Here is a 26,936-nt window from a genome sequence, read left to right on the forward strand (position 1 = left end):
GCGCCGTACAGGGCACGTTCCCGTTCCACCAGCAGCGGCATCTCCTCCGAGACGGTCACCAGGTCCCGCAACGGGTAGCGGGCCAGCACCGCGTCCACCTCCGGCGTCAACGCCGCCGCCAGACGGGTGGCCACCGGCAGCGAGTCGTCGCGCAGCATCCGCACCGCGGCCAGCAGCGTCCCGCGGGCCGCCTTCTCCTTGCGGGGCATCCCGGCGGCCGCCCGCTCGTACAGCTCGGCGCCCTCCTCCAGGACCAGCCCGGTGTCGATGCCCGCGGGGACCTTGATGCGGGCGGCGTGCCGCCAGGTGCCGACGGGATCGCTCCACGCCTCGACGGCGAAGGTCCAGCGGCCCACCGCGTCCGGGGTCACCTCGGCGCCCCAGCGGTCGGTGCCGGGGGACAGCTCCCGCATCGGCGTCCAGGGACCGGGGCGGCCCTCGGGATTCCTCAGTACGACATTGGCGGCCACCGCGTCGTGGCCCTCGCGGAACACGGTCGCGGTCACCTGGAACGTCTCGCCCGCTACTGCCTTGGCCGGGCGCCTGCCGCTCTCCACCGCCGGGTGGACGTCCCGTACCGGGATGCGGCCGATGGCCGGGGTCGCGCTCATGGGTCTCACCTCCGTCGTACTGGAAGCCGGGCACCGCGGCCCGGCTCGGGGTCCTGCACCTGCGCCGGAAGGCCTACTGCCGTCCCGCCGGGGAACGCCGGACCGACGGAGGTCCCCGCCGGACCGCCACGCCCGCGCGGACGGCGACGCCCGCGCGGGTCCGCGCGTACTGTTCGTCCGAACAGGTGACGGCGGTGCCGCGCAGATACCGTTCGGCCGCGTCCGCGGCCTCCCGGGCACAGCGTTTGCCCATCAGGACGCACAACGTGTAGCCCGCGTCCTCGAAGGTGGCCCGCACCGTGCGGTCGGTGGGCGCCGCGAGCATCACACGCTCCCAGGCCCGGTACTGCCGCAGCTGCCGGGCGACTTCGGATCTGGCGGGTAGCAGCATGGTGCCGTCAACCTCCGGGACTCTCGATGTGCGCGTCTCCCGACGGTCGGGCCGGTGGCCGTGCGTGGCGCGGCACGGATCCGTTTACGGCGATCGAGAGGTCTTCACTCATGGTGCACGGACGACGACCCAGCGTCTTGTTAGAGCTTCAATCACCTCATCCGTGTCTCGTGTTGCACGAATGGGCTAGCACCCCCAGTGTGGATGCTGACTCAGAAGCGATCGGTGCTCACGCTTCGTGTTCGGGGGCGACCCGCGAGGGCGAGGGAGCGAGAGCCTCGCCGGTGAGGAGCCACGACGATGAAGACCGCAGTGCCCTGCTACTACCACCTCGATGTGGAAGTCAGCCCGGAACGGGTCGGACAGGTCGGCCGCATTCTGGCCGCGCACCTCCGGTACTGGGATCTGGACACACTCATCGACCCCGTCTGCCGCAGCACCGGGCTGTTGCTGACGGCCATCGACGAGCACGCCACCGACAAGAACACCTCCGTCGAGATGTGGTGGAACGGCCAGCACCTGATCACCGCCATCGGTGAGAACGACTGCGATCTGCGCCCCGACCAGGACCTGCGGGCCTGTCTGGAGCGCATCGCCGCCACCAGCGACGGCTGGGGCTGCTGCGCCACCGACACCGGCAGCAAGGTCATCTGGTTCTCCCAGCGGGCCCGCGCCGGGGAACGCGTGCCGCTGGTGCCCACCGCGCCCGCGCCGCGCCTGCGCGAGACCCTCCAGGTGCCCCGCGCGGTGCCCGTCGCCGCGCTCGCCGGACCCGCGAGCACGTCCGGCGGCGTACTGGACGACGAACGTCCCACCGTCGGTGCGCTGGAGGACGAGCGGTGACCGCGCGCCGCGAGCCGAGGGCGAGGGTGCCCGCGTGGAGCGGGCACCCCTACCCGATGGGGGCCGCCTTCGACGGCAAGGGAACCAACTTCGCGCTGTTCAGCGAGGTCGCCGAACGGGTCGACCTGGTCCTCGTCGACGCCGACGGCGGCCACCGGAGCGTCCCGCTGACCGAGGTCGACGGCTTTGTCTGGCACTGCTACCTGCCCGACGTCGGCCCCGGGCAGCGCTACGGCTACCGGGTGCACGGCCCCTGGCAGCCCGAGCTGGGCCACCGGTGCAACCCGGCGAAGCTGCTCCTGGACCCGTACGCCACCGCGGTGTGCGGCCAGATCGACAACCACCCCTCCCTCTACGAACGGGCCGCGAGCGGGCCCGACCCGGGCGACAGCGCCGGGCACACCATGCTCGGCGTGGTCGCCGACCCGGCCTTCGACTGGGGCGACGACAGCGCGCCGCGGCACTCCTACGCCGACACGGTGATCTACGAGGCCCACGTGCGCGGTCTGACCCGCACCCACCCCGAGGTGCCGCCCGAGCTGCGCGGTACCTACGCCGGCCTCGCGCACCCCGCGGTGATCGAACACCTCACCGGGCTCGGGGTGACCGCCGTGGAGCTGATGCCGGTGCACCAGTTCGTGCAGGACGGCGTCCTCACCGACCGCGGCCTGTCCAACTACTGGGGCTACAACACCATCGGCTTCTTCGCGCCGCACAACGCCTACGCCGCCCACGGCAGCTGCGGCGAACAGGTCGCGGAGTTCAAGTCGATGGTGAAGGCCCTGCACGCGGCCGGGCTCGAGGTCATCCTCGACGTGGTCTACAACCACACCGCCGAGGGCAACGAGATGGGCCCCACGCTGTCCTTCCGGGGCATCGACAACGCCTCCTACTACCGCCTCGTCGACGGCGACTGGAAGCACTACTACGACACCACCGGCACCGGCAACAGCCTGCTGATGCGGCACCCCTACGTGCTCCAGCTGATCATGGACTCGCTGCGGTACTGGGTCACCGAGATGCACGTCGACGGGTTCCGCTTCGACCTCGCGGCCACCCTGGCCCGGCAGTTCCACGAGGTGGACCGGCTCTCGGCGTTCTTCGACCTGATCCAGCAGGACCCGGTGATCAGCCGCGTCAAGCTGATCGCCGAGCCCTGGGACGTCGGCGAGGGCGGCTACCAGGTCGGCAACTTCCCGCCGCTGTGGTCGGAGTGGAACGGCAAGTACCGCGACACCGTACGGGACTTCTGGCGCGGCGGGGAGCACACCCTCGGCGAGTTCGCGTCCCGGCTGACCGGCTCCTCCGACCTGTACCAGCACAGCAGGCGCAGGCCCCGCGCCAGCGTCAACTTCGTCACCGCGCACGACGGTTTCACCCTGCGTGACCTGGTCTCGTACAACGACAAGCACAACGAGGCCAACGGCGAGGGCAACCGGGACGGCGACGACAACAACCGGTCCTGGAACTGCGGCGCCGAGGGCGACACCCGCGACCTTGCCGTGCTGGAACTGCGCGCCCGCCAGCAGCGCAACTTCCTCGCCACCCTGCTGCTGTCCCAGGGCATCCCGATGCTCAGCCACGGCGACGAACTGGGCCGCACCCAGCGCGGCAACAACAACGCCTACTGCCAGGACAACGAGATCTCCTGGATCGACTGGCGGCTCACCGAGGAGCAACGCGCGCTGCTGGACTTCACCCGGTACGTCATCGGGCTGCGCGCCGGGCACCCGGTGCTGCGCCGCCGCCGCTTCTTCCGCGGCGAGACCGCCACCCACGCCGGGCAGCCGCTGCCCGACCTGGTGTGGCTGCTGCCCTCGGGGCAGGAGATGGCCGACGAGGACTGGACGCGCTCCGACGCGCACAGCGTCGGGGTCTTCCTGAACGGCGACGCCATCGCCGAACGCGATCCCTTCGGGCGGCCCGTGGTCGACGACTCCTTCCTGCTGCTGCTCAACGGCTACTGGGAGCCGGTCGACTTCCGGCTGCCGGGCGCCGCCTACGGGGAGCGCTGGACGGCCCTGCTCGACACCGCCGACCCGCAGGGCACCCCGGACGAGACCGAGCACAAGGCGGGCACCTGGACGACCGTGGAGCCGCGCAGCCTGGTCCTCCTCACCCGCCCCTCACGCACCGCCTGACCCACGGCCCAGCCCGTCACGAAGGGGCCGCCGCATCCCGGGATGCGGCGGCCCCTTGCGGCTCCCCACCGGTCAGCGGGTACGGCGCGAGGTCACCGTGAACTGGGCGCCGTCGGGGTCCCGCAGGACGGCCTCCTCCGGGCTCTCCCGCAGCACACTGCCGCCGTGCAGCTCGGCGGCGCGGGCGCAGGCGGTCACGTCGGAGACCGCGAAGTGGACCTGCCAGTGCGGCCGGATCGTCGGGTCCGGGGCCGACTCCACCGCCCCCGACTCGATCCGGGCCACGATGTCGCCGCCGCTGCGCAGGACGACCTCGTCGCCCTCGTAGTCCACCTCGCAGCCGCCCGGCTTGCCCGACGCCCAGTCGAGGACCTGGCCGTAGAAGATGGCCGAGTCGAAGGCGTCCCGGGTGTGCAGCCGGACGAAGGCGGGGGCCGCGCGGCGCCAGCTCTCCCAGTTGCTGGGCAGGTCGCCCTCCCAGATGCCGAAGGTTGCCCCGTCGCGGTCGGCGAGCAGCGCCCCGCGCCCCGGCTGGAAGGAGATCGGCCCGACCGCCGTCGTACCGCCGCGCTCCTGCACCCGGGCCACCGCGACGTCCGCGCTGGCCACCGCGAAGTACGGGGTCCAGGCCACCGCCATCTGCCACATTCCGGCCATCGCGGCGATCCCCGCGACGGGCGCGCCGTCGGCCAGTGCCACCCGGAAGCGCTCGCCGAGCCGGGCACCGCGCCACGTCCAGCCCAGCACCGCCCCGTAGAACTCCTCCGTCGCCTTCAGGTCCCGGCTGGTCAGGCTCACCCAGCAGGGCGCACCGGACACGGAGTGTGTGGTGACGGCCTCCGTGGTGCCCGCGGCGGGTGTGGTGTCGTGGTTCATGGCAGTCGTCCTGCTCTCCTCGTCCGGTGTGCCACCGGTCTCCCCTCAGTGTCCAACCGGAACCCGTGCGGGCGCCTGTCGAGTACCCCGGTGGCGGGGAGCACTCCCCGTGGCACGATGGACGCGTGGCAACACCACGGAACCCCTCAGACGACGACGCGGACCGTGTCTTCCAGCTCCAGGAGCAGGTGGATCAGCTCAAGGAGGCGGTCACGTCGCACGCCGTCGTGGACCAGGCGATCGGGATGGTGGTCGCCCTCGGGCGGGTGTCGCCCGACCAGGGGTGGGCGGTGCTGAAGGAGGTCTCCCAGCACACCAACATCAAGCTCCGCAACGTCGCGGAACTGATCCTGGTCTGGGGACGCAGCGGCAGCATCCCCCCGGAGATCCGCGCCGAGCTGGAGGACGCGCTCGACCGGCACGGCCCGACCCAGATCCCGGGTTCCAGCCTCGACTGACCCGCCTTTCGGTCAGCCCTTCTCGGCGAGCAGTTCCTCGCGCAGCCGGGCGAAGCAGCCGCTGAGCAGCCGCGAGACGTGCATCTGGGAGATGCCGAGGTGCTCGGCGATCCCGCTCTGTGTCATGCCCTGGAAGAACCGCAGGTAGAGGATGGTGCGTTCGCGCTCCGGCAGGGTCTCCAGACAGGGGCGCACCGCCACCCGGTCCACGACGACGTCGTAGCGCGGGTCGGGGCCGCCGATCGCGTCCCCGAGGGCGTAGCCGTCGGTGCCGGGCATCTCCGCCTCCAGCGACAGCGCGGAGAAGCAGTCCAGCGCCTCCATGCCGGCGCGCACCTCGTCCTCGGTCAGCCGCGCGTGCTCGGCGATCTCCCCGGTGGTCGGCGCCCGCCCCGGTGTGGTCTGCGCCAGTTCCTTCGCGGAGCGGCGCACCCGGTTGCGCAGGTCCTGGACCCGGCGCGGGACGTGCAGCGTCCACATGTGGTCCCGGAAGTGGCGCTTGATCTCGCCGGTGACGGTCGGCACGGCGTACGCCTCGAAGGCCCGGCCGCGGCCGGGGTCGTAGTGGTCGACGGCCTTGACCAGGCCGAGGGCGGCCACCTGGTAGAGGTCCTCCAGCGCCTCGCCGCGACCGCGGAAGCGGACGGCGATCCGCTCCGCCATGGGGAGCCAGGCCCTGACCACCTCGTCGCGCAGGGCCCTGCGCTCGGGGCCGTCGGGGAGCCGCTGGAGCCGCTCGAAGTCTTCGGCGGTGTCGGGGGCGTCGTCGTGCGGGTGCTGCCGCGTACTGGTGGCTGCGCGCATACTGCGCACACCTCCTCAGCAGTGCCGGGTGGACGGACACCGTGGGAAGGGGCGGCTCGGGACGGGGGTCCGGGACACCGTTCCCACGGACGTGCCTCCTGTCCGAAGCACTGATGTGCCCTTTCCCGGCCAAGCGCACGATGAAACAAATCACCAGAAATGGTGACATCTAGTACCGGCGGGGTCGCGATGGGTGGGGCGCACGGTCCACGGACCGCTCCCGCCGACCGCGGACGTGATGTGCGGCACGCCCGCCCCCGGGCCGCCGTGCCTCCACGGACGATTCCCGCAGCGCAGAGCTTGATCAGTGATCAACGCCGGGAATTCGCTGATCACGGCGCATTTCGCGCATTTGACAGTGCGCCGAACCCCTGGATAGGAAGCAGCGTCCGGAGTCGAGAGGTGCAGCGTGTACGAGCCGAACGTGGTCGGTGACTGGCAGGAGTACGACGAGCATGCCGGTCTGCGCGTCCGCGTCCACCGTATGGAGCGGTCCGAGCCGCCCCGGGGACGTGACGACGCCGCCGAGGGGCTCACGTACTTCTGTCTCCGGGTGACCGTCGAGAACCGCGGCACCCGGCGCTTCGGCATCCATCTGGAGGACGGTCAGTTCGACGTGCGCGTCGGCCCCGACGGGGAGAGCGCCTTCGTCGACTGGCGCAACTCGCAGTTCATCGAGGGCTACGACGTCTACCCGCTGCGCCGGGCCACCGCGGTGCTCTACGGCGCCGCACCGGAGGCCGCGCTGAGCCGGGTGGACGTGCAGATCCAGCTGCGGGTCGACGAGGAGTGGACCGAGCGCGCGCTGTGGTCGGGCGGCGTCGGCCTGGACGAGCAGACCGGCTGCGCCACGCCCGGCGCGGTCCGCGAGGGCCTCGCCCGGCAGATCAGCAACTTCCTGCGGGAGCAGGCGGAGGAGGGCACCGCCTGAGCGTTGCGGTACCGGGCGTCAGTGCGGGATGCCGTCGATGATCTCGCGGGCGCCCTGCCGCAGCAGCGACACCGCGACCGAGGTGCCGAGGGTGGCCGGGTCCAGGCGCCCCGCCCACTCGTGGGCGTTCAGCCGGGTCTTGCCGTCCGGGGTGAACACACAGGCCCGCAAGGACAGTTCGCCGCCGGGACCGACCTGGGCGTACCCGGCGATGGGGCTGTTGCAGTGCCCCTGGAGGACGTGCAGGAACATCCGTTCGGCGGTGGCCTCCCGGTGGGTGTCCGGATCGCCGAGCGCGCTGATCGCCTCGATGAGGCCGGTGTCGCCCTCGCGGCACTGGAGCGCCAGGACGCCCGCGCCGATCGGCGGCATCATCGTCTCCGTCGACAGCGCCTCACTGATCACGTCGGCGCGCCCGATCCGCTCCAGGCCGGACACCGCCAGCAGCAGCGCGTCGGCCTCCCCGGCGGCCAGCTTGGCCAGGCGCCGGTTGGCGTTGCCGCGGAAGGGCACGCAGCGCAGGTGCGGGTGGGAGGCGGCGAGCTGGGCGACGCGGCGCACCGAGGAGGTGCCGATGCGGGTCCCCGCGGGGAGTTCGTCGAGGGTGAGCCCGTCCGGGTGCACCAGGGCGTCGCGGATGTCGTCGCGGGCGAGGAACGCCGCGAACACCGTGCCGGCGGGCAGCGGCCGGTCGGCGGGGACGTCCTTGACGCAGTGCACCGCCAGGTCGGCCGCACCGGCGAGCAGTGCCGCGTCGACCTCCTTGGTGAACGCGCCCTTGCCCTCGACCTGCGACAGATCGCCCAGCCACTTGTCGCCGGTGGTCTTCACCGGGACGACCTCGGTGCGCACACCGGGATGGAGGGCGGTCAACTCGGCGCGTACGCGCTCGACCTGGGCGAGGGCCATGGGCGAGTCGCGGGAGACGATGCGGATCAGCTCGGGAACCGGCATGCGGGACACGATAGACCCATCGGGACCCGCCCGGCCCCAGGGTCCCACCCCGGGGCGCAAGGGTGCCCCTGCCCCGGGGGTGGGATCCGGCCAGTGGCTCAGGCGTTGGGGTCGAACGGTATGCCTGACGGCTTCGCGGACGCGAGGTGCGAGTTGAAGCTGCCGTCCTTCAGGCCGAAGTGGGCGCTGCCGAAGTCGTAGGAGACCAGCTTCTCCCGCACGCCCGCCGGGTAGCCGTTCCAGCCCACCAGCGGCGGGTACTGCCAGGTGCCCTTGTGGTTCTCCGGCGGCTCGTCGTTGGAGTTGGCCGCGCGGAAGCAGTGCGTGCTGATGCCGTCCTTGTGGTAGACGATCTTCGGGTGGGTGCCGTCCCAGCGGATCTGCGACCGGTTGTGCACGGTGAACGAGCCGTGGTTGGAGGTCGACACGTACTCGGCCACGCCGTTTCGCACCCACACCACGACGTGCTCCCAGTCGTGCCGGTGCCCGCCGAGGCTGGTGCCGGGCAGCGCCTGGTCCTTCTCGAAGTAGGAGGCGTACACGTACGCGCACCAGTCGTTGTTGCACTTGTAGCGCGAGTAGCCGTTGGTGTTGTCCAGGTCGGAGGCGTCCCGGCAGGAGCCGTTGAGGGCGCCGGTCGGGTTGAGGCCGGTGTTCACGGTGCCGTCGGCGCTGATGGCGGGGGTGGCGTAGCAGCCGTCGGTGTCGTAGTCGTAGGCGGGCTGGAAGGTCCGCTCCGCCGCCTCCGCGTTGGCGGGCAGCGCCGGGGGCGGGGCGGCGAAGGCGACGGCGGGGAAGGCGATGACGAGGGCGGCGGCACCGCCGAGCCCGGTGAGCCATCTGCGTCGGAGAAGAGCGGACTTCAGGGACACTGTGTCCTCCTCAGGACCCGGTGCAGCCCAACGGCTGTGGGGGGATGGGGAGTTCAGCTTCGCCGATCTTCACTCGCGGGCCAAGGGGGCACGGGCGTACCGGTGGTTAAGCGCAGCCCAATACTTCGCAGCTCCACAGTGTGCGAGGACTGGTTGACGGTACGTCAGACCAGATCGTCGGGAATGTCCGCCGCCGACTCCTCCGGCGCGAGGTCCGGGCGCAGCCGAAGCCACGACGGCTGCCGCAGCATCCCCGCCCGGGTACGGGTGCTGAAACGGACCTCACCGACCAGCCGGGGCCGCACCCAGTGCGCCCCCGGCACCTTCGGAACCGGGTCGAAGGGGCATACGGCGCTCTCGTCGGCCCGCAGCAGCGCCGCCAGCTCGGTCCGCTCGGAGTCGCTCCAGCCGGTGCCCACCCCGCCGACGTAGCGCAGCCGTCCCGCAGCACGCTGGCCCAGCAGCAGGGCGCCGGGCAGGCCCGCGAGGCGCCCCTTGCCGGGCAGCCAGCCGCCGACGACGACATCGACGGCCCGCATGTTGCGGATCTTGATCCAGGCCCGCGAGCGCATCCCCGGCTCGTACACCGAGTCCAGACGCTTGCAGACCAGCCCCTCAAGGCCGTGCTCACGGGTGGCGCGCAGCGCCGCCTCGCCGTGCCCGGTGATCGCCGCCGGGGTCGACCAGAACGGCCCCGCGAGACCGAGGCCCGTCAGCGCCTCCCGGCGCCGGGTGTACGGCTCCCGCAGCAGCGAGTCCCCGGCCAGGTGCAGCACGTCGAACAGCACCAGGTGCACGGGCACCTCGGCCGCCATGCGCGCCGCCCGCCCCGGCGCGTGCGCCAGCCCCATCCGGGACTGGAGCCGCTGGAAGTCGCCGCGCCCCCGCTCGTCCGGCGCGATCACCTCGCCGTCCAGCACCGCCGCCGTCGCGCCGAGCGCGTCACCGAGCGGGCGCAGCTCCGGGTAGGCGGCGGTGATGTCCTCCCCGGACCGGGCGCGCAGCACCAGGGTGCCGTCCCCGGCGAGGTACCCGATCACCCGCTGGCCGTCCTGCTTGGTCTCGTACGCCCACCGCGCGTCCTGGGCGGCGGGCGGCAGGGTGCCGGGCGTGGCGAGCATGGGCGCGATCAACGGCAGGGTCACGGCTGAAGACCTCGACACCCGGGCCCGCCGTCACGCGGTCCGACCACGCCTTTCCCCCCAACGTGGGACGGAGGCGGGTCAGGGGGAGATAGTTGAGTTAGGCAATGACATGGTGAAATGGCCCGTATGCCCACTCCATCGCTCCCCGACGCCCCCGCTTCCCCGGAAGTGGCCGAGATCGAGCGCGCCCTCTCCCGCATCGCCTATCTGGGCACCCGCGCCCGGCAGCACGAGCGGCTGATGGCGCTGGCGGGCGTCCCCCTGGACCGTGCCGCGGTGGCGCTGCTGCGCCAGATCGCCGACACGGAACCCCTGCGCCCGGGGGAGCTGGCCCACCGGCTCGGCGTGGAGGCCTCCCATGTCACGCGTACGGTGCAGCAGTTGCACAAGGCCGGATACGTCAGCCGGGTGCCCGACCCCGAGGACCGCCGCGCCCAGCGCATCGAGCTGACCGCCGAGGGGCGCGCGGCCGTCGACCGGATCCGGGACGTGGGCTCCCGCGGCATGCAGCTCGCCCTGGCGGAATGGACGCCCGGGGAACTGCGCCAGCTGGCCACCCTCTTCCACCGTATGGTCGACGACTTCGTCGCCTACTCCGCCGACGAGGAGACCGAGCACCGGGTCCCCGCGTAGGACCGCCGCGCTACTTGTGAGTAATATCGCGGGGCAGGTAACCAGAGGAGGAACCGTGTCCCGGTCCGAACGCTCGTCCCTGCTGCTCGCCGGCCTGCTGGCCACCGCGGGCGCGGCCCACTTCACCGTCCCGCGCCAGTTCGACGCGATCGTCCCGAGCGCCCTCCCCGGCTCCGCCCGGACCTGGACCTACCTCAGCGGCGCAGCCGAACTGGCCCTCGCCGCCGGAGTGGCCCTGCCCCGCACCCGCAAGGCCGCCGCACTCGCCTCGGCGGCGTTCTTCGCCGGCGTCTTCCCCGCCAATGTGAAGATGGCCGTCGACTGGCGCCACCGCCCGGCCCCGCAGCGGACGGCCGCGATCGCCAGGCTGCCCCTGCAAGTACCTCTGGTCCTCTGGGCGCGTGGCGTGGCGAAGGCCGCGGGAGAGCCGCGCCTCAACCCCTGAGGAACCGCCCGCCCACGCCCCCGGAGGGTGTCACCCGGGCCCGCGAGACGGCCTGTGGATCACTCGGTCGAGATGCTCGGTGTCCAGGGGCGGACGGGTGAAGGTGAGCCCCGGGTTCTTCAGCCCGGCCACGGCGACGTCGAGGTGCCGCTCCCAGGCGTCCGGCGCGATGCCGTCGGTGACGGCGACGACGCCCCGCAGACCCCACACGACGGCGGCGATGTCGGACAGGGCGACGTCGGCGGCCAGCACACCGGCCTGCTTGCCCTGTTCCAGCAGCCGGGCGGTGAAGGCGTAGATGCGTTCGCGCTGCTCCGGGGTGGCCATGTCGCCGAACGGATGCGGCAGGATGCTGTGGCTCAGCGCGAGGTGCAGTCCGACGGTGTGCAGGAAGTACTCCAACTGCCTGTCGACCGGCAGGTCCAGGGTGTGCCGGGCATGCGCGAGGAGCCGGTCCTGGAAGACCTCGGCCAGTCTGCTGTGCAGGAGGTCGGGGGTGGGGAAGCGGCGGTAGAGCGCGGCCGGGGCCAGTCCCGCCTCCCGGGCGATCTGGGCCATGCTCGCGCGCGGCCCCAGTTCACGCATCGCGGCCGCCACGTCCCACAGCAGTTGCTCCTCGTCCGACGGCGCCGGGCCGCCGGGCAGAGGACCTCCCAGCAGCCCGTGGTCGTCCACTTGCTCGCCCACACCGACTCCGCTCCGTAGTGCTCGGGCACCGTGATCCCAGCATCAAGTATCACGGATGCGCATATGACCTGCCTTGTCCGGCTCCGGAATGCGCAGGGCCAGCACCGCCACGTCGTCCTCGTTGTCCGTCGGACGCGTCCGGGCCACCAGGTCGTCGGTGAAGGACTCCAGCGGCCGGTGCGCGAGCGAGGCGGCGTTGCGGCGCAGGCGCTCCAGGCCCTCCTCGATCGACTCCCCCGGCACCTCGATCAGACCGTCGGTGTAGAGGAGCAGGGTCGCCCCGGGCGGCAGCAGCGCCGTGGCGTCGGGACGCGGCAGCAGCGCCCCGGAGCAGAGCAGGATGCCGTGACCGTCCGTGAGGTACTCGGTCAGCCCGTCCCGGGTGATCAACAGCGGCGGCGGATGCCCGGCGTTGGTCCACGACAGTTCCCACCCGGCGCTGCCCGCCCGGGTCACCCGCGCGAAGATCACGGTGGCCATGTCGACCTCCGCCAGCTCCATCGCCGCGTGGTCCAGCCACTCCACGATCTTGCTGGGCGGCGCCTGCTGCGACCAGGCGTAGGCGCGCAGCATGTTGCGCAGCTGCGCCATGTCGGCTGCGGCCTCCAGATCGTGGCCGACGACGTCGCCGATGACGAGGGCCGCCGCCCCGTCGGAGAGTACGAAGGCGTCGTACCAGTCACCGCCCACCTGGGACGCGTCCGGCGCCGAGACGTACCGCACCGTCATCTCCAGGTCCGGTATCTCGGGCAGCTGCGGCAGCAGATGGCGCTGCATCGTCTCGGCCACCTTCCGCTGCCGCTGGTACAGCCGCATGTTGTCGAGCGCGAGACCGAGGCGCCGGCTGATGTCCTCCAGCAGCGGCAGGTCCCCGCTGGTGAACGGCTCGGGCCGGTCCGACCGGCCGAGGGTGAGCGCGCCCAGCACCTCACGCAGACCGCGGATCGGGCCGATCGCCGCCGAGTGCATGCCCGTGACCGAGAACAGCCTGCGCTGTTCGGCCGCCATGCCGGAGGTGGGCGGCCCCCGGTACATCCCCGGGTCGGCGAGGGCGGACGCCGCGCCGCGCAGGGCTCGCGCCACCGGCATCGGGGAGTGCTCGGGGATCGGCGGCATCGGGCCCTGGAGGTCCCGGCGGTGCACCAGGGCGCCGTCGCCGAAGGTGATCACGGCCGCGCGCCGCACCTCCTCGTTCTCGGTGATCAGATCGACGACGGCCCAGTCCGCGAGGCGTGGCACCACGAGGGAGACGAGCCTGCGCACCGCCTCGTCGGTGTCCATCGTCGAGGCCAGCTGGGTGGTCAGCTCCGCCAGCAGGGCGAGGCGCCCCAGTTCGGAAAGGGGCTGCGCTGACGAACGCCGTCGCTCCTCGCCGCCGTCGGCATCGCGGGCGTGGAACAGCAGCAGCGTCGAGGGCGTGCCGCCGTTCGCCTCGAGCGGGCTGATCAGCCAGTTGACGGGCAGCAGCGTGCCGTCGCCGCGCTCGAACCACAGGTCCGCCCCCTGCTGGACGCGGCCCGCCACACCAGCCTCCCGGAGCTGGCACTGCGCGCGCGGCACCGGGTGGCCGTGCCGGTCGCGGTGCAGCACGTCATGGGCGTCGAGTCCCACCAGGTCCGCCGCGGCACGCCGGAGCAGGCGCTCGGCCGCGCGGTTGATCCCCGTGATGCGGCCCTGGTCGTCCGCCACGTAAGCGGCGGCGGACAGGCCGTGCGGGATCGGCCCCGACGGGGCCGTCCGGCCCGGGCCGCTGACGGTCTCGCTGGCTCGTGGACCTCTCACGTCCTCGCCCTCGCCCTCTACGGCGTCGGCTTCGGCGTCGGCCCATGACTCCCGCGCGCGGGGCGCGTACCGGCGCCCGTGCGGCCCGGGTTCCCTGCCCCGGTGGTCCACACACGTCTACGGCGCGGACCCGGACGCGGCGGGGCGCAGGGCGAGCAGGGCGACGTCGTCGGTGTCGGCGCAGAACTCGATGCCGACGTCCAGGGCGATGCTGCGGGCGAGTTCCGCGATCAGCGGTACGTCGTGCTTGACAGCGGTGGTCGTCCTGGAGGCGCGCCAGGGTCAGGGTGCCGATGATCTCTCGCCGGGCCCGCAGCGGAGCGATGACGACGCCGCTTCCCTCCAGCTGCTCCTCGTCACCACGTCCCCCGCTCAGCCGGGCCCGGAGTCCGCTGGACGCCCGGCGGCTGGAGCCGGTGCCCGACCACGGACAGCCCCCCCCGCCGTCCGCTGACACTCCAGGGTCCCGGCGGTGCTGGGCACGTGTGCCGGGCCCGGCAGCGGTCGCGTGGTGTACCGGTCGTCCGGCGCGGTGTCCCGCGGGGCGGGGCAGCCGTCGGAACGGTGCTCCCGGAGGAAAAGGCCGCTGTGCACCACGAATGCGCAGCGGGATACTGACCCCATGCGGCCGCGCAGCACAGCCTGGGTCACCGTCGGACTGCTCCTGGCGGTCGCCGTCGGCTGCACGGGCGGCGGTGAGCCGGACCGCGGTGAGGGCAGCCCGACCGTACCGCCACCGGCCACCAGTGCCACCCCCAGCCCGGCCCCGACGCCCACCCTCACAGCCGCCGACCCGGTGTCCATCCCCGGCCTCGTCGCCCGTGAGCACCACGGGTCCGACCTGCGACTGGGGGCGGTGCGCGCCCGTACCGACGCCTACACCCAGTACGCCGTCACCTACCGTGCGAACGGGCTGAGGATCTCCGGGATCATGAACGTGCCCGAGGGGAAGGGGCCCTTCCCGGCGCTGGTGCTCGCGCACGGTTACATCGACCCCGACGTCTACACCACCGGCCGGGGGCTCGCCCGGGAGCAGGACCTGCTGGCCCGGCGCGGGTACGTCGTCCTGCACACCGACTACCGCAACCACGCGGGCTCCGACGCCGACCCCGACAACGACGTCGACCTGCGGCTCGGCTACACCGAGGACGTCATCGGCGCCGTGCACGCCCTGCGCGGCGCGGCGCGGCCCGCGATCGACGACGACCGGATCGGGCTGCTGGGCCGCTCGATGGGTGGTGGGGTGGTGTACAACACGCTCGTCGTGGCGCCGGGACTGGTCGACGCGGCGGTGGTGTTCGCGCCGGTCAGCTCGCTCCCGGCGGACAACTTCAAGCACTTCCAGCGCCGCGAGGGCGATCCGGTGGCCGCCGAGATCGAGGCCGCGCACGGCAGCCCGGAGGAGAACCCGCGGTTCTGGCGGGAGGCCGCGCCGATCACGTACGTGGACCGGGTGACCGAGCCCCTGCTGATCCTGCACGGCACCGCCGACGACACCTGCCCCCTGCGCTGGTCACAGCGGACGGCCGCCGCGTTCGAGGAGGCGGGCAAGGATGTACGGCTGGTGACGTACCCCGGTGAGGGCCACACCTTCTACGCCCGCTGGCCGGACTCCATGGAGACCGCGATCGAGTTCCTCGACCGGCGTCTTCGCTGAGACTGAGACCGGCGTCTTCGCCGAGCGGCCGGTCAGGAAGCCTCTTCCGGCTCCTCCTCCGCCGCCACCTGCGCCAGCGTGCGGCCGCTGCGCACCGAGCGGGCCCGGCGCGGGTCCGGCGTACCGCCGCCGCGTCCACCGCCGTGCCCCGACCTCACCAGCAGCCACGCGTCGTCGTCCGCGCCCCGGAAGCGGGTGAGCGCGTACTCGCCGTGCAGCTTCGACCCGGAGAGCCGGAACGTGGCGTGGCCGCGCTCCAGCGACCGGGCGAAGTCGACGGGCCGGCCCGCGCGGTCGTGGCTGAGCGGCTCGTACGTTCCCCGGTCCCACACGATCACCGTGCCGCCGCCGTACTCGCCCCGGGGGATGACGCCCTCGAACTCCTCGTACTCCAGGGGATGGTCCTCCGTCGGCACGGCCAGCCGCTTGTCCCGGGGATCCGCCGACGGGCCCTTCGGCACCGACCACGACTTCAGTACGTCGTCCACCTGGAGCCGGAAGTCGAAGTGCAGGGTGCTCGCGTCATGGATCTGGACCACGAACCGAGGCCGTTCACCGGCCCGAGCGGGCCGTCCCTCGGGCTCCCGGGTCCGTTCGAAGTCCCGTTTGCCGCGGTACTCCCGCAGCCGGTCCCTGTCACCCACCTCCGGCCTCCTTCCGCGTTCCGTGTTCCGTGCGCGCGGCCGTCATGAGACCGGGTACCCGGTCCCCGCCCGGCGGCACGCACCCCCTCCGAGGCCCTGTGGCCAGGCGTGCCGCACGCTGTCACGATCTCTGCTGGGACCGACCGGCACCGACGAGCAGCGGAGCGCGTATGACGACGGACAGGACCAGGGCGTACGACGGGACGGCGGCGGGGGCGGCAGGGATCGAGGTGCGTCCGGTCGCCGGGCACATCGGCGCCGAGGTCACCGGCGTCGACCTGGCGGCCGACCTGGACGACGCCCAGGTGGCGGCGGTACGGGCGGCCGTGCTGCGCTGGAAGGTGGTGTTCTTCCGCGGCCAGAGCCTCGACCACGCCGCCCATGTGCGTTTCGCGCGCCGGTTCGGCGAACCCGTGGTGCCGCGACGGCGCGGCTCGGCGTCACCGGCCGACGTGCCGGAGGTGGAGACCACCGCCGACCGGCTGGAACTGGGCGGGCGGTTCGGGATGGAGCACGAGGAGTGGCTGCGGCGGCGCCGCCACACCCTGCTGCGGGGCTGGCACTGCGACCACGGCGCCCGGGTCGACCCGCCCGCGGCGACGATCCTGCGCGCCGAGACCGTCCCGCCCTACGGCGGCGACACCACCTGGTCCAACCTGGCCGCCGCCTACGCGGGACTGTCCGCCCCGGTGCGCGACTTCGTCGCCGGGCTGCGCGCCGAGCACCGGCTCGGCGTCGGCTACCAGCCGCGGCCCGGGGACGACGCCTACGTCCGGCACCTGCTGGACCATCAGGTCGCCACCGTGCACCCGCTGGTGCGGGTCCACCCCCAGACCGGTGAGCGGGTGCTGTTCGTCAACGGCTACTACGTCGAGCAGATCGACGGCCTCTCCCGCCCGGAGAGCCAGGCCGTCCTGGACATGCTGCTGGAGCAGGCCGTCCGGCCCGAGTACACCGTCCGGTTCCGCTGGGAGGCGGGCAGCGTGGCCTTCTGGGACAACCGCGCCACGATCCATCTGGCGCCGAGCGACAACGCCCACCTGGGCCTGCCCCGGGTGATGCACCGGGTGATGCTCGCCGGTGAGGTACCGGTGGGGGTGGACGGCCGGCCGTCGCGGGCGATCACCGGGAGCGAGCCCGGCCGCTGGTGACACCGGTGTCCCGGGCCCCGAGCCCCCTGCGTGACCGTTCCGTGCGCTCCTACCCTGGCGTCCCGGTGTGCGGCTCGCCGCTTTGAGCTGAATCGGGTGCGCGGATCCGCAACCACACCAGGTGGAGCAGGCGTACTACACGGCAAGTCCTGTGCGCTGAAGGTGTGTTGTGGGATCCGAGGGCAGGCCGCGACAGCGGGGGAGCCGGTGGAGGAGTGCCGCGTGGTCCAGCTTGCCCTCACGCACGATCAAGACCTGGGTCTCCGTCCGAAGGGGGAACGGCGTGAGCACGAGAACTGCACATTCGACATCCCGTAGGAAGGCGCTGCTGATCACCACCGTGGTGGGGCTGGCGGGCATCGTCCTGGCGTTCGCGGTGCCGCGCCTGCTCACCGCCGCCACGGGCCCGGACTGCGAGGTGCGCCTGGAGATCAGCTCCTCGACGGAGAAGGGGGAGCTTCTCGCTGAGATGGCCGACGACTACCGGAAGGCGGAACGCACCTTCGCCGACGGGCAGTGCGCCGAGGTCTCGGTGACCGAACTGACCTCGGGCAGCGCGATGGAGGCTCTCGCCCGGGGCTGGGACGAGAAGCACGAGGGCCGGCCCGAGCCGCAGGCGTGGACACCGACGTCATCGCTGTGGCTCGACCTGCTCGCCGAGCGGGCGGCGGCCTCGGACCGGGGCGTCCTGTCCGTCGGCGAGCCGGTGTCGCTGGCGACCAGCCCGCTGGCCATCGCCATGCCCAGGCCCATGGCCGAGGCGCTCGGATGGCCAAGCAAGCAGGTGGGCTGGCGTGACGTGCTGGCACTGACGGAGAAGGGCTGGGGCTCGCTCGGCCACCCCGAGTGGGGGAGCTTCCACCTGGGCAAGGACAACCCGCACACCTCCACCTCCGGGCTCGCCGCGACCGTGGCCGCCTTCTACGCCGCGACCGGCCGCTCCAGCGACCTCACCTCGAAGGACGTGGCGACCGCCGGAACCCGCGACTTCGTCGCCGGTGTGGAGGCGGGAGTGCTGCACTACGCCTCCGACGCCACGGTCTACATGGCCAATCTCGCCGAGGCGGACGCCGAGGGCCAGGCGATGTCGTACGCCAGCGCCGTGCTCGTCCAGGAGCAGTTGATCCACCTCTACAACCAGGGAAGCCCCAAGGGCGACCCCGAGCTGATCGGCGAGGGCAGGAAGCCGAGGGTGCCCCTGGTGGCCGTGCACCCCTCCGACGGCACGCTGATGCTGGACCACCCGTTCGTCGTCCTGCCGTCGGCCAGCAAGGCGCAGCGGGCCGCCGCGGCGGACTTCCGCGCGTTCCTGCTCGACCGCGAACAGCAGCGACGTTTCCAGGAGATGGGCTTCCGCGACCACGCGGGCAACGCCGCGACCGCCCTGGCCGAGAGTGTGAGCCTGTCCGACGGCCACGAACTGTCACTCATCGACCCCCCGGCGCCCAAGGTGCTCGGCGAGATCCTGGACAGCTGGGACGACCTGCGCAAGAAGGCCCGGGTCACCCTCGTCATGGACGTGTCCGGCTCCATGAACCAGCCCGCGGGGAACGGCCGCAGCCGCCTCGAGGCCGCCAAGGAAGCGGCCATCAGTTCCCTGGACCAGTACCACGAGGACGACGAGGTCGGGCTGTGGGTGTTCTCCACCGAGACCGATGACCACCCGGACCAGCCCTACCGGGTGATCCTGCCGCCCGCGCCCATCGGCGGTGACAACAAGGCGCGGATGAGCGCCGCGATCAGAGGGCTGTCGGCCGAGGGCGGCACCGCCCTGTACTCCTCCGTGCGGGCCGCGCACACCAGCATGCTCGAGGACCTGGATCCCGATCGGATCAACGCCCTGGTCGTCCTCACCGACGGCAAGAACGAATACCCCGCCGACAACGACCGGTCCGCCCTGCTGCGCGACATCGACGCCGACGCGATGGAACGCTCCGTGCGGGTCTTCACCGTGGCCTTCGGAGAGGAGGCCGACTTCGACACGCTCACCGAGATCGCCGAAGCCTCCCGCGCCAGCTCGTACGACGCCCGGGACCCCGCACTGATCGACAAGGTGATGACGTCCGTCATCAGCAACTTCTGAACGGGGGTACGAGCATGACGCAGCGCACCGACCAACTCACCGGCATCCTCGCCGCCCTTGTCCTGGGGACGGCGGGAGCGGTGGCCGCCGCCCTCGGCGGGGCCGCGTCCTGGGCCGTCCCCGTCACCGGTGCGGGGATCGGTGCCGCGGCCTTCGCCACCCACACCGCCACCACGCGCCGGCACCAGGCGGGCCGACGGACGCACACGAACAGCCACCGCGAGGGCGCGGGCCGGGCACCCGTGCCCAACGGGACGCCGCCCGCGGACGCCGCTCCCTGGCTGGCGCGGGCCGGGGCGGCCGCCGACACACTGCACAGGCACGCCCTCGCAGCCACCGGCACCGCCCTCGCCGCCCCTCTCACCGCCGCCGCCGACACCACCCGCGCCGCCGAGGAACAGCTCCGCACCCGTGCCGCGGCCCTCCGTGTCATCGACACCGCGGTGAACGACGCCACCCTGACCAACCTCGAACAGGAACGGCACCGCCTGGCGCGGGAGGCCGACACCGCCGCCTCCGGCCCCCTGCGGGACGCCAAGCGTGCCTCCGTGCGTGCCCTGGAGGAACGCATCGCCGCCCTGGAGCGCCTGACCCGGCTGCGCGGTCTGCTCACCGCCACCCTGGAGGCCACCACCCTGAGCCTGGAGGCCGCCGCCGACCGCGGCACCGTCCTGCTCTCCCTCCAGACGGCACAGGACGCGGGCGGCACACCGGTGGACCTCACCGCCCTCACCGACGAGCTGGAAGCCGTCCAGGCGGGACTCGACCGCCTGGACGACCTCAGCCGCACGATGCGGGACGGGGGAGCGCCGTGAGCGGGCAGCGCCGGTGCCCGGTGGCTCAGTCGAACGGGTCCAGGGTGAGGTTCGCCTGGCGGGGGTCGCCGTCGTGGACGAGGGACTCGTGGTTGCCCACGTCGTCGAAGGCGAAGGCGTAGGCCTTGCCGTCGGCCATCCGGTCGTGGATGACCCGGGCGTAGTGGTTGGTCACGGCGTCCTGGTAGAAGCCCGCCGCCGAAGTGTCGGGCTGGTTGGGGTTGGTGAGCAGGGTGGAGCGGTGGAAGCCCGCGCACAGGGTGCGGGAGATGGGGCCGCGCACCTGGTCGTTGGGGGCGTCGAGGAGCCGGTGGCAGCCGAAGACGCTGGCGGCGTCCGGCTTCTGGAAACTGGTGACGACGGCGCCGGAGGAGTTGGTGAAGTTCATGACGCCGCCCGACACCCGGCCGAAGTACCTGACGTCGGGCCGGTCCCCGAACGGGGTCACCGTCAGGGTGGTCGTGGCGTACTTCTGCCAGACCCGGTTGATGTAGTCGTCCAGCACGGAGGCGGGGAGCGCCCCGGTCTCCACGCCGTAGGCCGGGGAGAGGGCGCGCAGCACGGTGCCGTCGGAGCGGGTCTGGATCAGCCCCGCCCAGCCGCCGGGCTGGGCGCGCAGCGCGTCGAGGACGCCGCGGTAGCCGCCCGCCTTGAGTCGTCCGGTGGTCAGGGTGCTGCCGTCGGCGCGCTGTACGCCCACCGAGTACGGCGCGGAGAACATGTCGACCTGGGTGCTGTTGAGCCACAGGCCGGAGTCGTTGAGGGTGTACTCCGACCAGTTGAAGAGGATGTTCCGGTTGGGGTCGCTCGGGTTCTGCACGGCGGGCTGGACCAGGCCGCCGGTGGCCAGTCTGAAGTCCAGCTTCTGCCCGTAGGAGAAGTAGATACGGCCGGAGAGCTTGGGGATGCGGATGGTCCTGGTCTGCCCGGCGGCGGGTCCGGCGATGGCCGCGTCGGGCGCGGGTACGGGCGGGTTGCCTCCGGCGGGCCAGGCGTGGAAGGTGCCTGCGGCGTCGGCCCAGCCCTGCTGACCGGTGGTCAGGGAGGTGCCGAGGACGTAGACGTGGACGGCGTCTCCACGGCCCGAGTTGTTGGTGAGCTGCAGGGGGATGGTGTCCGGGACCGCGGCCTCCGCGGTGGGTCCGGTGCCGAGGGTGAGGGCGGCGCCGAGCAGGGACGCCGCCGCGGCGAGGGTCAGGAAGCGGTGTTTGAGGCTTGCGAGCACTCTTCGCACCTCCGTGGGGGTGTGCGTGCGTGGGGGGATCACCGGTCCGTTGGTCCGGACCACTGTGAGAGCGCTCTCAGAATCCCGCCGGGACGCGTGCATGTCAATGAAGGGGGCGCGGCCGACTTCCCCCTTCGGGCCTACGTCTTCGCGTCCCTTGGGCCCCGGGTCAGCGCGCTCTACGGACGCCGCCTCCCGGCGCCCGGGTTCGCGATCTGGTGCCCCGGGGAGCCTGCGTTCTGGCGCTTCCGGGCTCGCGTCCCCGGGACCCGCGTCCCCGGACCTGCGCTTCCGGGCCCGCGTCCCCGGACCGGCGTCCCAGGGCCCGCCTCCCCGCGTTCCCGGGGCCCCGAGCCCGCCCCCCCGCGCCTACTCGAACCGCGAAGGATCGCCCGCCCCGCGTCGTACGATCTCCGCCTCGCCCCCGGAGAAGTCGATGACCGTCGTCGGCTCGGTGCCGCAGTCCCCGGAGTCCACCACCGCGTCCAGCGCGTGGTCGAGCCGGTCCTTGATCTCCCAGCCCTGGGTCATCGGCTCGTCCTCGTCGGGCAGCAGCAGCGTGCTGGAGAGCAGCGGCTCGCCGAGGGCGTGGAGCAGCGCCTGGGCGACGACATGGTCCGGGATGCGCACCCCGACGGTCTTCTTCTTGGGGTGCTGGAGCATCCGCGGCACCTCCTTCGTCGCCGGGAGGATGAAGGTGTAGCTGCCCGGTGTCGCGGCCTTGATCGCCCGGAAGACGTCGTTGTCCACCCGTACGAACTGGCCCAGCTGGGCGAAGTCCTGGCACACCAGGGTGAAGTGGTGCCGGTCGTCCAGTTGCCGGATCGTCCGGATCCGCTCCATGCCGGTCCGGCTGCCGAGGCGGCAGCCCAGCGCGTAGCAGGAGTCCGTCGGGTAGGCGATCAGCGCGTCCGCGCGGACGCTGTCGGCGATCTGGCCGATGGAGCGCGGCTGGGGGTTGTCCGGGTGCACGTCGTAGTACTTGGCCATCCGCCGAGCTTATGCCCGAGCGCCCGCCACCGGGCGCGGACCTGCCCGGCCGGCCAACATGTCTATGGCCTCATACCTTTTTGACTTGGCTATGAAGTCATACCTACCCTTTCCGCCATGCCCCGATCCAGCGCGCCCCGCCGGGACGTCGACCGCACAGCCTCCGAGCTGGCGGCCGTCCTGCCCGCGCTGCACCGGGCGCTGGACCGGCTGGTCGCGCGGGACTACCCGCACCCCAAGCCGCCCGAGGGACAGCTCGCCCTGCTGCGGTTCGTCCGGCAGTGCGAGGGCGCCACCGTCCGCCAGGCCGCCGAGGCGCTGCTGATGAAGCCGAACAACGTCAGCGCGCTCGTCTCCCAGCTCACCGAAGAGGGGCTGCTGGAGCGCCGCCGGGACACCGCCGACAAGCGGATCGCGCACCTGCACCTCACGCCCACCTCCCGGCGCCGACTCGCCGAGGTCCGCGAGCTGGAGGTCGCCCACCTCACCGAGGCACTGCTGACCCTCACCGAGGGCGAACTGGACGCCCTCGGTTCCGTGCCCGGCGCCCTCACCTCGCTCACGCGCGGGCTGCGCCCCGCCGCCCACTGAGCCGTTCTCACCTCCCTGCGGGGGCGCGACACCGCGCCCCGCACCTCTCCGCAACCCCTCGGGAGACAAGGCACCCTCATGTCGTCCACGTCCGTGGATCACTCCGGCGCGCCCGCACGTCCCGACGTGCGGTCGCCCACCCCCGGCCGCCTCAGGTCCAACCCCTGGCTCACCCTCTGCGCGGTCGCGTTCGGCCTGTTCACCTCCATGCCCGCCCAGCTGAGGGCGGCCGTCGTCGAGGGCAGCGGACAGGCCTTCATGAACGGGATGCGCACCGGCCTCGTGGTCACCGGCGTCCTCTGCCTCGTCGGCGTGGTGCTCGCCGCCGTCGGCATCCGCACCGACTCCGCCGACCGGTCCCACTGACGCGTACGCCGGTGCCCGGCACCCTCCGGGCACCGCCGTCCCGCGACCGCGCGTCCGGTGGCGTTGTCGGTGCCGTGAGGTACGGTCCCGGGATGTACCGAGGTCAGGACCGGGAGCGAGGAGCAAGCGCCATGGCCGGCCAACAGGACGGGGCCGTTCCGCACGGCGCACCCGGGGGGTCCCGGCCGACCTGGGCCGAGGAACTCCTCGACCATCTGCGCCCCGGCGGCCGCGACGTGGGCAGGGTCTGCGCCTGGCTCGCGCAGGCCGCCGACGCCGAGGTCTCCCTCACCGACGACACCGGCACCCTGCTCGCCGGTACGCCCCTCCCGCTCGACGAGGACCTCGTCGCCGACCTCACCACCGGCCGGGTCGCCGCCGCCGCGTGGGCCGAACGGGGCCGCCATCTGCGGCTCGTCGGCGTGGCGCTGCCGCCCCCGGCCGGTTCGGGTGTGCTCGCCGTCGCCCGCCCCCGGCCCTTCGACCGGAGCACCGCCGAGATGGTCACCCACACCGCGGGCGTCGTCGACGTACTGCTGCGCGCCCGGGAGACCACCGCCGCCGGACTCCGCCTGGAGCGCGCCGCGGCCGACCTGCGCCTGGCCATCCTCCAGCTGCTGATGGTCGAGGACATCGTCTCCGCCCGCCGGGTCGCCGCCGGACTCTGGCCCGGCCTCCTCGACACCGACACCGCCTGCGTCTACGTCGCCGAGAGCCGCCCCGGCGACCGCGACCGGCTCGCCGAGGAGTGCCTCGACGCCACCGGCGAACGCGCGCTGGTGGTGCGCTGCCCCGCCATGGCCCAGCACGTGATCGTCCTGACCCCCGGCGAGGCGGAGGCCGACGCCCTGCGGGGACTCGTCGGCCGCCGCCCGCACACCTACCTCGGCGGCAGCGCCCGGCAGTGCCTCGTCCAGACCGCCACCGCCTACGGACAGGCCGTCAGCGCCCTCGCCGTCGCCCGCTTCCGCCCCGACAAGGCCGCGGTGTACGCCGAACGAAGCCACCCCGAGCGCCTGATGGACCCCGCGGCGCTGCGCGCCTGGACGGCCCGCGTCCTGCGCCCGCTGGACGCCCTGCCGCACCACACCCGTGCCGAACTGCTCGCCACCACCCGGCTTGGCCTGGAGTTCACGGCGGTGAGCACCGCCAAGATCCTCGGCGTCAGCCGCAACACCGTCCGCGCCCGCATGGACCGCGTCGAGGGCCTGCTGCGCACCGACTTCTCCGACCTCACCGTCCGCGCCGCCGTCCAGCTCGCGCTGAACACCGAGGTCGCCCTGACCGCCGTACCGGAGGGCGACGGCGCCGCGGACTGCCCCGCGCTCGGCGATCTGCTGGCCACCCCCGCCGTCCGCGCCTGGGCGGCCGAACTGCTGTGCCGCCTGGAGCGCGACGCCCGCGACCTGCGCCGCACCCTGTGCGGCTGGATCGCCGCCGGGGGCAACGCCGAACGCGCCGCGCAGCTGCTCGGCGTCCACCCGCAGACCGTCCGCGAACACGTCCGCAGCGCCGAACCCGTCCTGGAGCGCCAGCTGCTGACCTCCGGAACCGACCTCTACGAGATCGTGCTGGCCCATCTCGCCCTCGGTGACCTCGAACGACCGGTGCTCCCCGGGCGGGAACCGGGCGTCGAACCCGGCAATACGGACTGACCTGTGCACGGTTGAGCCCTCGGCGGGCCGAAGCGGGCACCGGCACGATTCACAACCGCTGCGTTCACCACGTAAGTTCGACGAGTCCGCGGGGGCACGACCGGAACGGGGGACCGGTCGCGCCCCCGGTCCGGGGCCATGGGGACGCCGCCCGCACCCGGGGGAACGACCCGGGTGGGCTCTCGTCCGCCGGCCTCACGGCGGAGGGGGACCAGTGAGCCCCTCCGACCGGCTCATCGGCTCCAGCACGGCGAGGGTGCCGTTGGCCTGTCGCAGGGCGAGTTCCAGGGTGACCGGGGCGTGCAGTGCCCCCGAACCGTCCGGCGGGATCACCCACTCCAGGAAGCGCGAGGGCCGGTACGGCGGCGGCACCGCCACCCACGCACCGCTGCTCGCATGGCGCAGCCCCGCGCCGATCCAGCGGCTGTCCGGGTCCGGCGGCAGGAAGAAGCCCACCCGGTGGGCGGCCGTGTCCACCAGGGTGGGGCCGGGCACCGGCAGGGACGGCCGCCACAGCAGGTCCAGGGTGAGCAGGCCCAGCCGGTCGGGCACGCTCACCAGGTCCCAGTAGCGGCCCGCCTCCAGCAGGGCGACGCCCTCGCCCTGGTCCCAGCCCCGTTTGCAGGCTCGTGGATCGGATGCCGCCGCAGCGAGCCACTCCACGCCGCGCGTCCACATCGCATTGCTCATCATCGACTCCGGCTCACCGTCCGATACGTCTGCATCGCTCCCTCAACTCCCCGCGCGGGCATATGCATGCTGGTAGATATTTCTAGGTGGCGGAAGGGGTGGCGAAGCCTGGCGAATTGCCGAAGCGTTCCGTCTCCGGGGGTGCGTTCGACGGCGCTGTGTGCGTGCGAGGAGGGCGGGTACCCGGGCGGCGCCGAGGTCCGCCGCCGCCCGTCCGGGAGCCGCTGACCGGACCGGACGGGATGGGCCCGGACCCGGAACGCGAACGCAAGCGCGGTCACACGCGAGAGACGAACCTCAAGGAGGAGGCCCGCATGACCAGCCAGACGGAGACCGGCGGCGTCACCGGCACCCGCGACAAGGACTACAACCTCATCTGGTACGTGGAGTCGTGCCTCGACAACGCGTTGCGCCTGGACACGTACATCCAGGACGCGGAGCGCGACGGGGACTCCGAGGTCGCGGAGCTGTTCCGCAAGGCCCAGGCCGACAGCCGCAAGGGCGCCGAACTGGGCAAGGGACTCCTGCGGTCACGCCTCGAGAAGGGCTGACCCCCACCGCACGTCGGCATCGGCCCTGGCCCGGCGGTCACCGGGCCAGGGCCGCCCGCGCGGTCGCCACGGCCCGCTCGGCGTAGCCACGGCCGAACAGGACCGCGTGCACCAGGAGCGGGAAGAGCTGGTGCAGCCCGACCCGCTCCCGCCAGCCGTCCGCGAGCGGCCGGGCGTCCTGGTAGCCCACCGTGATCAGGTCCAGGTGCGGGCAGCCGAACAGGCGCAGCATCGCGAGGTCGGTCTCGCGGTGCCCGCCGTGCGCCGCCGGGTCGATCAGCCGGACGTGTCCGTCCGTCGCCCACAGCACATTGCCGTTCCACAGGTCGCCGTGCAGCCGCGCCGACGGCTCCGGCGGACCGGCCAGTGCGGGCAGCCGTGCGCACACCTCCTCCACGACCGCCGCCTCGGCGGGCCGCACCGTGCCGGAGTCGACCGCCGTGCGCAGATACGGCAGCACCCGGTGTTCGGCGTACCAGCTCGGCCAGTCGGCGCCCGGCACATTGCGCATCGGGGCCGCCCCGATGTACGCGTCCCTCGGCCCGCCGGGCGGCCCGGCGCCGAACGCGGGCGCGCCCGCGTCGTGCAGCGCCGCCAGCTCCCGGCCGAACCGCGAAGCCGCGTCGGCGTCCGGCGCCCCCGTCGCCACCCGCTCCGTCACCAGCCACTGCGCGTCGCTGCCGCGCACCCGCGGGACCCGCACCGCGCCCGCCCCGGCGAGCCACGCCAGCCCCGCCGCCTCGGCCCGCACCGCGCCGGGCAGCTCCCCGCGCTTGGCCATCACCACCCGCCCGTCGTCGAGCACCACCTCGGCGACCGCCCCCGCCACCGCCCGTGCCCGCACCACCCGCCGCCCGGTGAGCCGCGCCACGGCGCCCTCCGCCCCATCGCCGTCACGCCCGGCCGGCCGTCCCGCCATACGCTCCTGCTCCCCACACCGCGGAT

28 protein-coding genes are annotated in these 26,936 nt (G+C 73.0%); 14 read left to right on the forward strand and 14 right to left on the reverse strand.

All coding sequences use genetic code 11. From position 1 onward, the window contains the following. Nucleotides 1-611: maltotransferase domain-containing protein (locus KBY47_RS29205; RefSeq protein WP_210926236.1), on the reverse strand; the 611-nt coding region annotated here is incomplete at its 3' end. A 73-nt stretch (nucleotides 612-684) separates the two neighbouring features. After that, complete coding sequence (locus KBY47_RS29210; protein ID WP_210926238.1) at nucleotides 685-1,002, reverse strand: DUF5133 domain-containing protein; 318 nt, start codon at nucleotides 1,000-1,002, stop codon at nucleotides 685-687. 300 nt (nucleotides 1,003-1,302) lie between these two features. Between KBY47_RS29210 and KBY47_RS29215 the strand changes: the two genes are divergently transcribed. Both KBY47_RS29215 and glgX read left to right on the forward strand, forming a co-directional pair. Then, nucleotides 1,303-1,845 carry a pep a2 gene (locus KBY47_RS29215; protein WP_210926240.1) on the forward strand — a complete coding sequence of 181 codons (543 nt, stop codon included), beginning with the start codon at nucleotides 1,303-1,305 and terminating at the stop codon, nucleotides 1,843-1,845. Nucleotides 1,846-1,901: 56 nt separating this feature from the next. Continuing rightward, entirely contained in the window at nucleotides 1,902-3,986 is a 2,085-nt protein-coding gene (gene glgX, locus KBY47_RS29220; protein WP_210926343.1) for a glycogen debranching protein GlgX, read from the forward strand. Nucleotides 3,987-4,058: 72 nt separating this feature from the next. On the opposite strand, the gene KBY47_RS29225 is transcribed toward glgX, so the two are convergent. After that, nucleotides 4,059-4,862, reverse strand: coding sequence for a VOC family protein (locus KBY47_RS29225; RefSeq protein WP_210926242.1), 804 nt, complete (start codon nucleotides 4,860-4,862; stop codon nucleotides 4,059-4,061). 125 nt (nucleotides 4,863-4,987) lie between these two features. On the opposite strand from KBY47_RS29225, the gene KBY47_RS29230 reads away from it, so the two are divergent. Continuing rightward, complete coding sequence (locus KBY47_RS29230; RefSeq protein WP_210926244.1) at nucleotides 4,988-5,320, forward strand: ANTAR domain-containing protein; 333 nt, start codon at nucleotides 4,988-4,990, stop codon at nucleotides 5,318-5,320. A 12-nt stretch (nucleotides 5,321-5,332) separates the two neighbouring features. Here the strand turns inward: KBY47_RS29230 and KBY47_RS29235 are convergent, their stop codons facing one another. Continuing rightward, complete coding sequence (locus tag KBY47_RS29235; protein WP_210926247.1) at nucleotides 5,333-6,124, reverse strand: SigB/SigF/SigG family RNA polymerase sigma factor; 792 nt, start codon at nucleotides 6,122-6,124, stop codon at nucleotides 5,333-5,335. A 409-nt stretch (nucleotides 6,125-6,533) separates the two neighbouring features. On the opposite strand from KBY47_RS29235, the gene KBY47_RS29240 reads away from it, so the two are divergent. Further along, nucleotides 6,534-7,055 carry a hypothetical protein gene (locus KBY47_RS29240; protein WP_210926249.1) on the forward strand — a complete coding sequence of 174 codons (522 nt, stop codon included), beginning with the start codon at nucleotides 6,534-6,536 and terminating at the stop codon, nucleotides 7,053-7,055. 18 nt (nucleotides 7,056-7,073) lie between these two features. Here the strand turns inward: KBY47_RS29240 and hemC are convergent, their stop codons facing one another. From hemC to KBY47_RS29255, 3 genes are all read right to left on the reverse strand, one after another. Next, a complete protein-coding gene (hemC, locus tag KBY47_RS29245) occupies nucleotides 7,074-8,009 on the reverse strand; it encodes a hydroxymethylbilane synthase (RefSeq protein WP_210926251.1) in 936 nt (311 codons plus the stop codon). Between the two features lie 98 nt (nucleotides 8,010-8,107). After that, nucleotides 8,108-8,881 carry an NPP1 family protein gene (locus KBY47_RS29250; protein ID WP_210926253.1) on the reverse strand — a complete coding sequence of 258 codons (774 nt, stop codon included), beginning with the start codon at nucleotides 8,879-8,881 and terminating at the stop codon, nucleotides 8,108-8,110. Nucleotides 8,882-9,045: 164 nt separating this feature from the next. Further along, nucleotides 9,046-10,026, reverse strand: a complete 981-nt coding sequence (locus KBY47_RS29255) for an ATP-dependent DNA ligase (protein ID WP_210926255.1) — start codon at nucleotides 10,024-10,026, stop codon at nucleotides 9,046-9,048. Nucleotides 10,027-10,152: 126 nt separating this feature from the next. On the opposite strand from KBY47_RS29255, the gene KBY47_RS29260 reads away from it, so the two are divergent. Further along, on the forward strand, nucleotides 10,153-10,659 hold the full coding sequence (locus KBY47_RS29260) for a MarR family winged helix-turn-helix transcriptional regulator (RefSeq protein ID WP_374103124.1): 507 nt from the start codon (nucleotides 10,153-10,155) through the stop codon (nucleotides 10,657-10,659). 55 nt (nucleotides 10,660-10,714) lie between these two features. Continuing rightward, nucleotides 10,715-11,104 (forward strand): MauE/DoxX family redox-associated membrane protein, encoded by a 390-nt coding sequence (locus KBY47_RS29265; protein ID WP_210926273.1) that lies wholly within the window; start codon nucleotides 10,715-10,717, stop codon nucleotides 11,102-11,104. A gap of 30 nt (nucleotides 11,105-11,134) precedes the next feature. Here KBY47_RS29265 and KBY47_RS29270 read toward each other — a convergent pair whose 3' ends face one another. Together KBY47_RS29270 and KBY47_RS29275 are read right to left on the reverse strand one after the other, a co-directional pair. Next, nucleotides 11,135-11,791 (reverse strand): TetR/AcrR family transcriptional regulator, encoded by a 657-nt coding sequence (locus KBY47_RS29270; protein WP_210926275.1) that lies wholly within the window; start codon nucleotides 11,789-11,791, stop codon nucleotides 11,135-11,137. Nucleotides 11,792-11,833: 42 nt separating this feature from the next. Further along, a complete protein-coding gene (locus KBY47_RS29275) occupies nucleotides 11,834-13,573 on the reverse strand; it encodes a SpoIIE family protein phosphatase (RefSeq protein ID WP_210926277.1) in 1,740 nt (579 codons plus the stop codon). 622 nt (nucleotides 13,574-14,195) lie between these two features. Here KBY47_RS29275 and KBY47_RS29280 point away from each other — a divergent pair. After that, nucleotides 14,196-15,230, forward strand: a complete 1,035-nt coding sequence (locus KBY47_RS29280) for a S9 family peptidase (RefSeq protein ID WP_210926279.1) — start codon at nucleotides 14,196-14,198, stop codon at nucleotides 15,228-15,230. 32 nt (nucleotides 15,231-15,262) lie between these two features. Here KBY47_RS29280 and KBY47_RS29285 read toward each other — a convergent pair whose 3' ends face one another. Then, complete coding sequence (locus KBY47_RS29285) at nucleotides 15,263-15,874, reverse strand: DNA polymerase ligase N-terminal domain-containing protein (protein ID WP_210926281.1); 612 nt, start codon at nucleotides 15,872-15,874, stop codon at nucleotides 15,263-15,265. 170 nt (nucleotides 15,875-16,044) lie between these two features. On the opposite strand from KBY47_RS29285, the gene KBY47_RS29290 reads away from it, so the two are divergent. The 3 genes from KBY47_RS29290 to KBY47_RS29300 all read left to right on the forward strand — a co-directional run bounded on the left by KBY47_RS29290 (nucleotide 16,045) and on the right by KBY47_RS29300 (nucleotide 19,923). Continuing rightward, nucleotides 16,045-17,025, forward strand: a complete 981-nt coding sequence (locus tag KBY47_RS29290; RefSeq protein ID WP_210926282.1) for a TauD/TfdA family dioxygenase — start codon at nucleotides 16,045-16,047, stop codon at nucleotides 17,023-17,025. 283 nt (nucleotides 17,026-17,308) lie between these two features. Beyond that, entirely contained in the window at nucleotides 17,309-19,108 is a 1,800-nt protein-coding gene (locus tag KBY47_RS29295) for a substrate-binding domain-containing protein (RefSeq protein WP_210926284.1), read from the forward strand. 14 nt (nucleotides 19,109-19,122) lie between these two features. After that, nucleotides 19,123-19,923, forward strand: a complete 801-nt coding sequence (locus tag KBY47_RS29300; RefSeq protein ID WP_210926285.1) for a hypothetical protein — start codon at nucleotides 19,123-19,125, stop codon at nucleotides 19,921-19,923. A 25-nt stretch (nucleotides 19,924-19,948) separates the two neighbouring features. Here the strand turns inward: KBY47_RS29300 and KBY47_RS29305 are convergent, their stop codons facing one another. Together KBY47_RS29305 and KBY47_RS29310 are read right to left on the reverse strand one after the other, a co-directional pair. Next, nucleotides 19,949-21,148 (reverse strand): glycoside hydrolase family 64 protein, encoded by a 1,200-nt coding sequence (locus KBY47_RS29305; protein WP_210926287.1) that lies wholly within the window; start codon nucleotides 21,146-21,148, stop codon nucleotides 19,949-19,951. A 369-nt stretch (nucleotides 21,149-21,517) separates the two neighbouring features. Continuing rightward, nucleotides 21,518-22,138: an L-threonylcarbamoyladenylate synthase gene (locus KBY47_RS29310; protein ID WP_210926289.1), complete on the reverse strand. Its 621-nt coding sequence runs from the start codon at nucleotides 22,136-22,138 to the stop codon at nucleotides 21,518-21,520. Between the two features lie 117 nt (nucleotides 22,139-22,255). Here KBY47_RS29310 and KBY47_RS29315 point away from each other — a divergent pair, with 117 nt between their 5' ends. The 3 genes from KBY47_RS29315 (at nucleotide 22,256) to KBY47_RS29325 (ending at nucleotide 24,750) form a co-directional block, all read left to right on the forward strand. After that, nucleotides 22,256-22,729, forward strand: coding sequence for a MarR family winged helix-turn-helix transcriptional regulator (locus tag KBY47_RS29315; protein WP_210926291.1), 474 nt, complete (start codon nucleotides 22,256-22,258; stop codon nucleotides 22,727-22,729). Nucleotides 22,730-22,807: 78 nt separating this feature from the next. Then, nucleotides 22,808-23,095 (forward strand): hypothetical protein, encoded by a 288-nt coding sequence (locus KBY47_RS29320; protein WP_210926353.1) that lies wholly within the window; start codon nucleotides 22,808-22,810, stop codon nucleotides 23,093-23,095. 131 nt (nucleotides 23,096-23,226) lie between these two features. After that, the gene (locus tag KBY47_RS29325) at nucleotides 23,227-24,750 is read left to right on the forward strand and encodes a helix-turn-helix domain-containing protein (RefSeq protein WP_210926294.1); all 1,524 of its coding nucleotides are present in this window, start codon (nucleotides 23,227-23,229) and stop codon (nucleotides 24,748-24,750) included. A 195-nt stretch (nucleotides 24,751-24,945) separates the two neighbouring features. On the opposite strand, the gene KBY47_RS29330 is transcribed toward KBY47_RS29325, so the two are convergent. Further along, a complete protein-coding gene (locus tag KBY47_RS29330; RefSeq protein ID WP_210926296.1) occupies nucleotides 24,946-25,440 on the reverse strand; it encodes a hypothetical protein in 495 nt (164 codons plus the stop codon). 314 nt (nucleotides 25,441-25,754) lie between these two features. Here KBY47_RS29330 and KBY47_RS29335 point away from each other — a divergent pair, with 314 nt between their 5' ends. Further along, nucleotides 25,755-25,991: a hypothetical protein gene (locus KBY47_RS29335; protein WP_210926298.1), complete on the forward strand. Its 237-nt coding sequence runs from the start codon at nucleotides 25,755-25,757 to the stop codon at nucleotides 25,989-25,991. Between the two features lie 37 nt (nucleotides 25,992-26,028). Here KBY47_RS29335 and KBY47_RS29340 read toward each other — a convergent pair whose 3' ends face one another. Then, nucleotides 26,029-26,910, reverse strand: coding sequence for a fructosamine kinase family protein (locus tag KBY47_RS29340; protein WP_210926300.1), 882 nt, complete (start codon nucleotides 26,908-26,910; stop codon nucleotides 26,029-26,031). Nucleotides 26,911-26,936: the final 26 nt, after the last annotated feature.

This window comes from Streptomyces sp. B93, from assembly GCF_018070565.1.
Lineage (GTDB): Bacteria > Actinomycetota > Actinomycetes > Streptomycetales > Streptomycetaceae > Streptomyces.